The organism is Pseudomonas sp. p1(2021b) (genome assembly GCF_020151015.1).
In the GTDB taxonomy this organism is placed as follows: Bacteria; Pseudomonadota; Gammaproteobacteria; order Pseudomonadales; family Pseudomonadaceae; genus Aquipseudomonas; species Aquipseudomonas putida_K.
The window spans coordinates 2,449,368-2,459,974 of record NZ_CP083746.1 but is presented as its reverse complement, the minus strand read 5'-3'; the positions used below and the strand labels follow the sequence as shown (position 1 = coordinate 2,459,974).

Annotated in this window: 7 protein-coding genes and 2 pseudogenes; 7 read left to right on the top strand and 2 right to left on the bottom strand. The window is 65.3% G+C overall.

What is annotated here, in order from left to right:
• Window positions 1–303: 303 nt before the first annotated feature.
• A pseudogene (locus K8374_RS11395) lies at window positions 304–564 on the top strand (IS481 family transposase); the annotation flags it as partial.
• A gap of 456 nt (window positions 565–1,020) precedes the next feature.
• Here K8374_RS11395 and K8374_RS11390 read toward each other — a convergent pair.
• Complete coding sequence (locus tag K8374_RS11390) at window positions 1,021–2,871, bottom strand: sigma-54-dependent Fis family transcriptional regulator (protein ID WP_224459313.1); 1,851 nt, start codon at window positions 2,869–2,871, stop codon at window positions 1,021–1,023.
• A 278-nt stretch (window positions 2,872–3,149) separates the two neighbouring features.
• On the opposite strand from K8374_RS11390, the gene K8374_RS11385 reads away from it, so the two are divergent.
• The 6 genes from K8374_RS11385 to K8374_RS11360 all read left to right on the top strand — a co-directional run bounded on the left by K8374_RS11385 (window position 3,150) and on the right by K8374_RS11360 (window position 8,741).
• On the top strand, window positions 3,150–4,205 hold the full coding sequence (locus K8374_RS11385; RefSeq protein WP_224459119.1) for an ATP-NAD kinase family protein: 1,056 nt from the start codon (window positions 3,150–3,152) through the stop codon (window positions 4,203–4,205).
• Between the two features lie 22 nt (window positions 4,206–4,227).
• Complete coding sequence (locus K8374_RS11380; protein ID WP_224459118.1) at window positions 4,228–5,205, top strand: thiamine pyrophosphate-dependent dehydrogenase E1 component subunit alpha; 978 nt, start codon at window positions 4,228–4,230, stop codon at window positions 5,203–5,205.
• A gap of 32 nt (window positions 5,206–5,237) precedes the next feature.
• Window positions 5,238–6,260 carry an alpha-ketoacid dehydrogenase subunit beta gene (locus K8374_RS11375; protein WP_224459117.1) on the top strand — a complete coding sequence of 341 codons (1,023 nt, stop codon included), beginning with the start codon at window positions 5,238–5,240 and terminating at the stop codon, window positions 6,258–6,260.
• Window positions 6,257–7,363 (top strand): acetoin dehydrogenase dihydrolipoyllysine-residue acetyltransferase subunit, encoded by a 1,107-nt coding sequence (locus K8374_RS11370; protein WP_224459116.1) that lies wholly within the window; start codon window positions 6,257–6,259, stop codon window positions 7,361–7,363. Before K8374_RS11375 ends, K8374_RS11370 begins: the two co-directional genes overlap by 4 nt.
• A 337-nt stretch (window positions 7,364–7,700) precedes the next feature.
• On the top strand, window positions 7,701–8,087 hold the full coding sequence (locus K8374_RS11365) for a VOC family protein (protein ID WP_224459115.1): 387 nt from the start codon (window positions 7,701–7,703) through the stop codon (window positions 8,085–8,087).
• Between the two features lie 84 nt (window positions 8,088–8,171).
• Complete coding sequence (locus K8374_RS11360) at window positions 8,172–8,741, top strand: hypothetical protein (RefSeq protein ID WP_084859000.1); 570 nt, start codon at window positions 8,172–8,174, stop codon at window positions 8,739–8,741.
• A gap of 170 nt (window positions 8,742–8,911) precedes the next feature.
• Here the strand turns inward: K8374_RS11360 and K8374_RS11355 are convergent.
• Window positions 8,912–10,591 (bottom strand): annotated as a pseudogene (locus K8374_RS11355) (MFS transporter).
• Between the last annotated feature and the right edge of the window lie 16 nt (window positions 10,592–10,607).

Genomic DNA, 10,607 nt, shown 5'->3' with positions numbered 1-10,607 from the left:
ACCTCCGGGGGACACAGGTTCTCTGCGTAGGGCCGGAGCAAGCGGCATGCCACAAATATTCTTCCTGTTTTTCAACAGGTTACATTCTCATTCAAAACGGATTGGGGAGGATTCCCCAGCGGATTCCCCGAAACGGGGGTACGGCTTGGAGCTCGCTTGTTCTTTCCTGCTCTTGCTCTTGCTTTTCCTACGCGATAGTCCAGGCGCCGCCAAACGCGACTTCAGGTGGCCGAGTGGAGGCATTACGGAGGTGGGTGCCGGGCATGGATGCCCGGCAAGCGGCGCAGGGCCATGGATGGCCCTTCGCCGCGCCCATTCCCTGAAAAGCTGCCTGAGATGATTTATCCCAGCCATATCGAGAGCTTGCCAATTGACGGTTGCGGCATCGTCAGCCGCCGAGGTTTGAGGATCTACGTAGGTTACGTACTGAAGCACCAGACCATTGGGCTGGAGCAAGTTGGAGACGGACTCTGGGATGTTATTTTCGGTCCAATCGTCCTCGGTAGGATCGATGTGCGTGATGCCATTGATGGCTATGTGACGCTCAAGGTGTCACCTATGTGAGTGAACTTTTATGTAACCCATGTGGGTGACCCGTACATGGCTCCTGCATCCGGCCCCTGCGCTGCGCTCCGGGGTTCCCTCGCTCCAGCCTTGCTCCGGCGGGGCGCGGCGAAGGGCCATCCATGGCCCTGCGCCGCTTGCCAGGCATCCATGCCTGGCACCCACCTGCGCAAGGCTTCCACTCGGCCTCCTGACGTCGCGTTTGGCGGCGCCTGGACTATCGCGTAGGAAAAGCAAGAGCAAAAGCGGCGGCGGCGAAAAATTATGCCGGTTGGTTGCCTGCCCGGCCCAATCGCCGGCAAGCCGGCCACAGAGCTCAGTGGCGCCCGCTGTATCTCTGTATCTATGGGAACAACTGTTCGGTTGGTTTAATACTTCTCAGCCATGCCAATACGGCCCAGGCTCCGCTTGCATCGTGGGAACCTGCGATAGAAAAACAAAGGCTCTCTCATGGATCTACAGCTTCATCCTGGGCATTTCGATACGGTGCTCATGCACCCGCCGATATAAGGTCGCGCGGGAGATGCCAAGCGCCCGCGCCGCCTCCGCCGGCTTCCAGCGATGGCGGATCAAAGCATCGAGCAGTACTTGCCGTGCGGGGCTGGAGGCAACGGCCTCGCTGGGAGCCCCTGCACCACGCACCTCTTCGGGCAGATCCGAAGGCAGCACCTGCCCGCCCTCGCACACCGCACAGGCGTAACGCAGCACCTGGCGCAACTGGCGCAGGTTGCCGGGCCAGCGATAGGTCAGCAGCACCTCCAGCGCCGCATCGGTCAACCTGGCGTCAACGCCACAGGCCTGGGCTTCCTCGGCCAGCAACCGATGGATCAACCCCAGGCGGTCGTCCCGCTCACGCAACGGCGGTAGCTCGAAACGGGCATTGGCCAGGCGGAAGTACAGGTCCTCGCGAAAACGCCCATCGGCCACCATCGCCGCCAGGTCCCGGTGGGTGGCGCAGATCACTTGCAAGTCCACACGTTGGCGCCGTGCCGCACCCAAGGGCGCCACTTCGCCCTCGGCCAGCACGCGCAGCAGGCGGGTCTGCAGGTTCAATGGCATGTCACCGATCTCGTCGAGGAACAAGGTACCGCCATCGGCCTGCTGCAACAGGCCCTGCATGCCCTTGTTCGAAGCCCCGGTGAAAGCCCCGGCCACATAGCCGAACAGCTCGCTCTCGATCAGGCTTTCCGGGATCGCTGCGCAGTTGAGCGCCACGAATGGGCCCTCGCGCCGTAGGCTTTGCTGGTGCACCTGACGGGCGAATATCTCCTTGCCCACGCCGGTCTCGCCCTGTACCAGCACGGCCAAGTTGCAGTCCTTGACCCGCGTGGCCAGGCGCAGGTGCTGTTCGATACGCGCGTCCTGGGCCTGCTGGGGCAACAGCGTCCGGGCCCGGCGCTGGGGCGCGCTGACCCGACCGTAGAGCCCATCCCAGCCCGGCAGGTGCTGGGCCGAGGCATCGCTGGCCCGGCGCAGCTGGTCAAGGTCGAACAACTCGCCGATATGCCCCGGCAACCGGCCAAGGCGCTCCAGCAAACGCTGGCGCGCCAGGCTGTTGATAGCGTGCAGACGGCCATCGGCGTCCCAGGCCAACAGGTAGTCCGGCTGGCTTTCCACGTAGCCTGGCGTGCCATGGGCGCGCATCACCCAATGGCCTTGGGCGCTGTGCATGAAGAAGGCGTTCTCGATCTCCCGCGCGGTCTGCTCCACCAATTGGCGGATCAAGTGTTGGCTGCGCCGATCGTCGGGCGACTGCAAGGCCGACACATCCACCACCCCCAACAGTTCGCCCTGGGGATCGAACACCGGGGCCGCGCTGCAGGTCAGGCCGATGAAGGCGGCGCGGAAGTGGTCGCGCTTGTGGACGGTGATCGGCGCCTTGCTGGTCAACACCGCGGCGACCCCGCACGTGCCCTCCTCGCCCTCCGACCAGCAGGTACCCAGGTACAGCCCGGCCTTGCGGCAGTCATTGCGGATCGTCGACTCCACCCGGTAGTCGATGGTGCGCCCCTGGGCATCGGTGAGCAGCACGCAGTAGTCGGCGCCACGCACCCGCTCGTGCAACCGGGCCACGGCATCGCTGGCGATACGCAGGAACAGTTCGGCGCGCTCACGGCACTCGTTGAGCAGGTCCTGGGACAGGATACGCGGCCCCTGCAAAGAGCCGGGGTCCAGTCGGTAGAGCTCCATGGAGCGGCGCCACGAGTCGAGGATCAGCGTCGGCACCGGTGCCTGGGGCAAGCGGTCGGCGTTCTTCAGCACCCGGCTGACGCAGTCGACATGGGCTCGGGAGTTCGCGGCAAGCATCGGGCCTCCGGTTCTCATGTTCTTATCGTTGTGCGGCCATTAAGCGCCTCGACGAAGTGCCCGACAAGCGCCGCGTGATCATCGGCACGCCTGAGACGCTGCGTCTCAGCGTCTCGCCCTGCGCCTGGCGCAGCTGGCACCCGGCGTCTCGCCTGGCACCGCTCGGGGGGCATCGAGCACCGGGTGCAGCCGCTCTGGCACGGCCACTTCGAGTCGAAATGGCAAAACTGGCACCGCCCTTGCTCCAGCCCCTGGCAAACAAGAAAACGAGGTGCGCCATGACGCAACCTGCCCCGACCATCGGCATCATCGCCAACCCGGCCTCCGGTCGCGATCTGCGCCGCCTGACCGCTACTGCCGGCCTCTATTCCAGCACCGACAAAGCCTCGACCATCCAGCGCCTGCTGGCCGCCTTCGGTGCCACGGGCATCGCCCAGGTGCTGCTACCCAGCGATATGACCGGTATCGCCGCCGCCGTGCTCAAGGCCAGCCAAGGCCCGGTGGCCCGGAACCAGCACTGGCCGGCCCTGGAGATCCTCGACCTGCCGCTGAGCCAGACCGTTGCCGATACCCGCCTGGCCACGCGCTTGATGGTCGAACGGGGCGTGGCGATGATCGCCGTGCTCGGCGGCGACGGCACCCACAAGGCCGTGGCCGCCGAAGCCGGGGACGTGCCACTGCTGACGCTGTCCACCGGCACCAACAACGCCTTCCCGGAACTGCGCGAGGCCACCAGCGCCGGCTTGGCAGGGGGGCTGCAGGCCACTGGTCGGGTGCCCGCCGGCATCGGCCTGCGCCGCAACAAGCGGCTGCTGGTGCAGGTACCGGAACAGGACGTGTGCGAATGGGCGCTGGTGGAAGTGGCCGTATCACCCCAGCGCTTCATCGGCGCCCGAGCGCTCTCTCGCAGCGAAGACCTGGCCGAGGTCTTCGCCTGCTTCGCCGAACCCCATGCCATAGGCCTTTCCGCTCTGTGCGGGCTGTGGTGCCCGGTATCGCGTCTGGACCCATACGGCGCCTGGGTACACCTGGACGCACATGCCCAGCATGCCCTGCTCGCACCGCTGGCCCCCGGTCTGCTGCAGGGCTGCGGCATCGGCGCCTCGGGCCGGCTCGAGCCAGGCATCGCCTACCCCTTGAGCCTACCCTGCGGCACCTTGGCCCTGGATGGCGAGCGGGAGATCGAATTCACCGAGCACGACACCCCCACCGTCACCCTCGACGCCAACGGCCCGCTGACCGTGGATGTCGAGGCCGTACTGGCCTACGCCGCCCGACATCACCTGCTGGCGGTCCCGAAGGACCACCGGTGCCTCGCTGCAACCCTGTTTTGAGACAACCCTGGAGAACAACAAGATGTCCACTCAACTGAGTTCCGAGCAGTTGCTGCATGCCTATGAAGTGATGCGCACCATCCGCGCCTTCGAGGAACGTCTGCATGTGGAGTTCGCCACCGGCGAGATCCCCGGCTTCGTCCATCTGTACGCCGGCGAGGAAGCCTCCGCCGCCGGGGTCATGGCCCATCTGCGCGACAGCGATTGCATCGCCTCGACCCATCGCGGCCATGGCCACTGCATCGCCAAGGGTGTGGATGTGTACGGCATGATGGCGGAGATCTACGGCAAGAAGACCGGCGTGTGTGGCGGCAAGGGCGGCTCGATGCACATCGCCGACCTGGAGAAAGGCATGCTAGGCGCCAACGGCATTGTCGGTGCCGGTGCGCCCCTGGTGGCCGGCGCCGCACTGGCGGCGAAGATCAAGGGCCGCGACGATGTATCGGTGGCCTTCTTCGGTGACGGCGCCTCCAACGAAGGCGCGGTGTTCGAGGCGATGAACCTGGCCTCGATCATGAACCTGCCGTGCATCTTCGTCGCCGAGAACAACGGCTACGCCGAGGCCACCGCCTCGACCTGGTCGGTGGCCTGCGATCATATCGCCGACCGCGCCGCAGGCTTCGGCATGCCGGGGGTGACCATCGATGGTTTCGACTTCTTCGCTGTGCACGAAGCCGCGGGCGCCGCCATCGAGCGCGCCCGCGCGGGGCAAGGTCCGTCGTTGATCGAGGTCAAGCTCAGCCGCTACTACGGCCACTTCGAGGGCGACGCCCAGACCTACCGCGCCCCGGACGAGGTGAAGAACCTGCGTGAAAGCCGCGACTGTCTGCTGCAGTTCCGCAACAAGACCACCCGCGCCGGCCTGTTGAGCCACGAGCAGCTCGATACCCTCGACGCCCGGGTCGCGGACCTGATCGAAGACGCCGTGCGCCGCGCCAAGTCCGACCCCAAGCCACAGCCCGCCGACCTGCTCAGCGACGTCTATGTCAGCTACCCGTAAGGCCGGACAACAAGAACAACAGGAGAACCACCATGGCAAGAAAGATCAGCTACCAGCAGGCCATCAACGAAGCCCTGGCTCAGGAAATGCGCCGTGACCCCAGCGTATTCATCATCGGCGAGGACGTTGCCGGCGGTGCCGGGGCGCCAGGCGAGGACGATGCTTGGGGCGGCGTGCTCGGAGTCACCAAGGGCCTCTATCATCAGTTCCCCGGCCGCGTGCTCGATGCGCCGCTGTCCGAAATCGGCTATGTAGGCGCCGCCGTCGGCGCCGCGACCCAAGGCCTGCGCCCGGTGTGCGAACTGATGTTCGTCGACTTCGCCGGCTGCTGCCTGGACCAGATCCTCAACCAGGCGGCCAAGTTCCGCTACATGTTCGGTGGCAAGGCCGTCACCCCGCTGGTCATGCGCACCATGTACGGCGCCGGCCTGCGCGCCGCGGCCCAGCATTCGCAGATGCTCACGTCGCTATGGACGCATATCCCGGGCCTGAAGGTGGTGTGCCCCTCCTCGCCCTACGACGCCAAGGGCCTGTTGATCCAGGCGATCCGTGACAACGACCCGGTGATCTTCTGTGAGCACAAACTGCTCTACGGCATGCAGGGCGAAGTGCCCGAGGAGCTCTACAGCGTGCCTTTCGGCGAGGCCAACTTCCTGCGCGACGGCGACGACGTGACCCTGGTGACCTACGGGCGCATGGTCCACGTGGCCATGGAAGCTGCTGCCAACCTCGCCCGCCAGGGTATCGACTGCGAAGTGCTGGACCTGCGCACCACCAGCCCGATGGACGAAGACAGCATCCTCGAGAGCGTGGAGAAGACCGGCCGGCTGGTGGTGATCGACGAAGCCAACCCGCGCTGCTCGATGGCCACCGACATCAGCGCCTTGGTCGCGCAGAAGGCCTTCGGCGCCCTCAAGGGCCCGATCGAGATGGTCACCGCGCCCCATACACCGGTGCCGTTCTCCGATGCGCTGGAAGACCTGTACATCCCCGATGCGGCGAAGATCGAGGCCGCCGTGCGCAAGGTGATCGAAGCCGCAAGGAGCGCCGCATGAGCCAGATCCATACCCTGACCATGCCCAAGTGGGGCCTGTCGATGACTGAAGGCCGGGTCGACACCTGGCTCAAGCAGCAAGGCGATGTCATTACCAAAGGCGATGAAGTGCTGGATGTGGAGACCGACAAGATCAGCAGCAGCGTCGAGGCCCCCTTCAGCGGCGTGCTGCGCCGCCTGGTGGCGCGCCCCGACGAAACCCTGCCGGTGGGCGCCTTGCTCGCCGTGGTGGTGGAAGGCGAGGCCGACGAAGCCGAAATCGATGCAGTGGTGCAGCGCTTCCAGGCCGAGTTCGTCGCCCAAGAGGGTGCCGAGCAGGCCCAGGGCCCAGTACCGCAGAAGGCCGAGATCGCCGGCCGCCTGCTGCGCTGGTTCGAGCTCGGCGAAGGCGGCACCCCCTTGGTACTGGTGCATGGTTTCGGCGGCGACCTCAACAATTGGCTGTTCAACCACCCGGCCGTGGCCGTGGAACGTCGAGTCATTGCCTTGGACCTGCCCGGCCACGGCGAGTCGGCCAAGACCCTGCAACGGGGCGACCTGGATGAACTGAGCGAAGCGGTGCTGGCCTTGCTCGACCATTTGCAGATCCCTCGGGCCCACCTGGTCGGCCACTCCATGGGCGGCGCGGTGAGCCTGAACCTGACGCGCCTGGCCCCCCAACGGGTGGCCAGCCTGGGCCTGGTGGCCAGCGCGGGCCTCGGCGAGGCGATCAATGGGCGCTATCTGCAAGGTTTCGTCGAGGCCGGCAACCGCAACGCGCTCAAGCCGCAGATGAGCCAGCTGTTCGCCGACCCGGGCCTGGTCACCCGGCAGATGCTCGACGACATGCTCAAGTTCAAGCGCCTGGAGGGCGTGGACAACGCCTTGCGCCAGCTGGCCACGGCCATCGCCGACGGCGACCGGCAACGGCACGACCTGCGCGGCGTACTCGGCAGCCTGCCGGTGATGGTGATCTGGGGCGCCGAGGACGCGATCATTCCGGCCAGCCATGTCCAGGGGCTGGAGGCCGAGGCGGTGGTGATACCAGGTGTCGGGCACATGGTGCAGATGGAGGCGGCCGAGCAGGTGAACCAGCATCTGCTGGCGTTCCTGCGCAAACACTGACCACCCGAGCGGGTTGGCCCTGCCAGTGCGTCAACATGGCAAGGTCTTCGCCCTTGATCGCGGGGCAAGCCCGCTCCCACAAGGCCGGAGCCAGCACCGCGACGGCCAGGCACAAAACCTGTAGGAGCGGGCTTGTCCCGCGATTGAGCCGGCCCAGCCGCCGCGGCTGTATGGCAAGGGCTTCGCCCTTGATCGCGGGACAAGTCGGACCGCCGCACCGCCGCTCCTACAGGCCTTGTCAAATCAATGAGTTATGCGTTGTTCTATGAGAGCGGGGTGGTGAACATACGTATTACGTCTTTACTTGCAAGTAACCGCCTGCAGAACGGACGTGCCTATGAAAATCGTGATCACCAGCATCCTGGTCGATGACCAGGCCAAGGCCCTGGCCTTCTATCACCATGTGCTGGGTTTCGAGCCCAAGCACGATATCCCCATGGGCCCGCACCGCTGGCTGACCCTCACCTCGCCCAACGATCCCAACGGTGTGGAGCTGCTGCTCGAGCCTGATGCCCACCCCGCTGCAAGGACCTACAAGGCCGCCCTCAAGGCCGATGGCATTCCCGCCACCTCGTTCGGCGTGCGCGACATCCAGGCCGAATACACCCGCCTGTGCGCGGCGGGCGTACGCTTCACCCAACCGCCGACCGCCATGGGGCCGGTGACCGTGGCGGTGTTCGACGACACCTGCGGCAACCTGATCCAGATCGCCCAGCGCCACTGAGCACAGCGCCCGGAGTGAATGTCGCCACGCCTTCCGCTAAAGTGCCGACTCCTGCAACAAGCGCAGCCATAACAAGGAAAACCCATGCGCTACGAATTCAGCGAAGTCCTCAACGACCTGGTCGACTATTTCATCCTCGGCGATATCCAGTTGCTACAACGCTACAAAGAAGAACATGACCTGCCTGATGACCTGGCCGGGGCGTTCACCAGCAGCGATGTCGGTGACCAGGCGGTGTTCGACGGCATCGTCCTGCCGCTGGCTGGGGTCGAGAACCTGCCCTACCGGATCATCTTCAGCCTCGACGAGGCCACCCCCGCCCTGCTCGCCCCCGGCAGCCGCCTGAAGCACCGCCGTCCGGGCTATGTGCTGCAGGTGCAGCACCGCGCGCTGATGCTGTTCACCTGGCGCATCCTACAGCACTTCACCCACAAGGCCCTGGGTGACCTGCTGGTGCGCTACCAGCAACCGGGCCGGCCGATCATCGAGCTGGACAACGGTTGGTACCGGGTCGAGGTGCTTGCCGGGGCGGTGCTGCGCGACGGGCTCTACGAGCCGGCGTTCGAGTTCGTGCTGAACAAGACCCATAGCCGGGGCGATTGCGCGGGCGTCGACATCGGCTATCGCTATGCCTTGCGGGGTTGTTTCGACTAGGCGATAGGAGCGGCGGTCCGACCTGCCCTGCGATCAACGGCCAAGCCCTTGCCAGGCGACGGCGATATCGGGCCCGCCCTGATCGCGGGACAAGCCCGCTCCCACAGGCCATTGTTGTCGCGAGCCCCTGTGGGTGCCGGCTTGCCCCGCGATGGCTGCACAGCAGCCTCTCACGCGTGATGGATATCCCGGTCCTTGGTCTCGGGCAGGAAGAAGATCCCCAGCACCGCCGTCATCACCGCGATGATGATCGGGTACCACAACCCGTAGTAGATATCCCCTGTGGCTGCCACCATGGCGAACGCCACAGTCGGCAGGAAACCACCGAACCAGCCATTGCCGATGTGGTACGGCAACGACATGGAGGTATAGCGGATACGCGCCGGGAACAGCTCGACCAGCCAGGCGGCGATCGGGCCGTAGACCATGGTCACGTAGATCACCAGAAGGGTCAGCAACAGCAACACCATCGGGTAGTGGATCTTCGCCGGGTCGGCCTTCTCCGGGTAGCCGGCCTCCTTGAGTGCAGTACCCAGGGTGGTGGTGAAGGCGTCGCCCTGCGCCTTGAAGTCCGCCGCAGCCAGCCCGGCCCCTTCGAAGCTTGGGATCACCCGGTCTCCGATGCGGACCTGCGCCACGCTGCCGGGTTCGGCATCTTCATTGGAATAGGGAATCGCACGCTTGGCCAATAGGCTCTTGGCGATGTCGCAGGAACTGGTGAAGCGCGCCTTGCCTACCGGGTCGAACTGGAACGCGCATTGGTCGGGGTCGGCGACCACTACCACCGGGTTCTGCTCTTGGGCCACGAACACATCCGGGTTGCCGTACTCGGTCAGCGCCTTGAAGATCGGGAAGTAGGTCAGCGCGGCGATGATGCAGCCGGCCATGATGATCTTCTTGCGCCCGATGCGGTCCGAGAGGCTGCCGAACAGCACGAAGAACGGTGTACCGATCAACAGGGAGCCGGCAATCAGCAGGTTGGCGGCCTGGGGGTCGATCTTGAGCATTTGCAGCAGGAAGAACAGCGCATAGAACTGCCCGGTGTACCACACCACCGCCTGCCCCGCGGTACCGCCGAGCAATGACATGATCACGACCTTGAGGTTGTCCCAGCGGGCGAACGACTCGGTCAGCGGCGCCTTGGACGCCTTGCCCTCGGCCTTCATCTTCATGAACACCGGCGACTCGTTGAGCTGCAGGCGAATGTACACCGAAATCGCCAGCAGCAGGATCGACAGCACGAACGGGATGCGCCATCCCCAGGCCTCGAACGCCTCCGGCCCGAGCGCCGTGCGGCAGGCCATGATCACCAGCAGCGACAGGAACAGCCCGAGGGTGGCAGTGGTCTGGATCCACGAGGTGAAGAAACCTCGCTTGCCCTTGGGTGCGTGCTCGGCCACATAGGTCGCTGCACCGCCGTATTCGCCGCCCAGGGCCAGGCCTTGCAGCAGGCGCAGGCTGATGAGGATGATCGGCGCCGCCACACCGATGCTCGCGTAGCTGGGCAGCACGCCGACCACGGCCGTGGACAAGCCCATGATGACGATGGTGATCAGGAAGGTGTGCTTGCGCCCGATCATGTCGCCCAGGCGGCCGAACACGATGGCGCCGAACGGGCGCACGGCAAAGCCTGCAGCGAAGGCCAGCAAGGCGAAGATGAAGGAGGTGGTTTCGTTGACCCCGGCGAAGAAATGCTTGGCGATGATCGCGGCCAGGGAGCCGTAGAGATAGAAGTCATATCATTCGAACACGGTGCCCAAGGACGAAGCGAAGATTACCTTGCGCTCCTCCCGGGTGATGCCGCGCTGGGGCGCACTGCTGCCTGTGGACGTGCTGTCGATGACCGCCATGGGTTGCCTCCGTCTA

Coding starts and splice junctions, on each gene's coding strand:
- K8374_RS11365 (WP_224459115.1), top strand. CDS start 7,701: ATGAAAATCGTGATCACCAGCATCCTGGTCGATGACCAGGCCAAGGCC.
- K8374_RS11380 (WP_224459118.1), top strand. CDS start 4,228: ATGTCCACTCAACTGAGTTCCGAGCAGTTGCTGCATGCCTATGAAGTG.
- K8374_RS11390 (WP_224459313.1), bottom strand. CDS start 2,871: ATGCTTGCCGCGAACTCCCGAGCCCATGTCGACTGCGTCAGCCGGGTG.
- K8374_RS11370 (WP_224459116.1), top strand. CDS start 6,257: ATGAGCCAGATCCATACCCTGACCATGCCCAAGTGGGGCCTGTCGATG.
- K8374_RS11360 (WP_084859000.1), top strand. CDS start 8,172: ATGCGCTACGAATTCAGCGAAGTCCTCAACGACCTGGTCGACTATTTC.
- K8374_RS11375 (WP_224459117.1), top strand. CDS start 5,238: ATGGCAAGAAAGATCAGCTACCAGCAGGCCATCAACGAAGCCCTGGCT.
- K8374_RS11385 (WP_224459119.1), top strand. CDS start 3,150: ATGACGCAACCTGCCCCGACCATCGGCATCATCGCCAACCCGGCCTCC.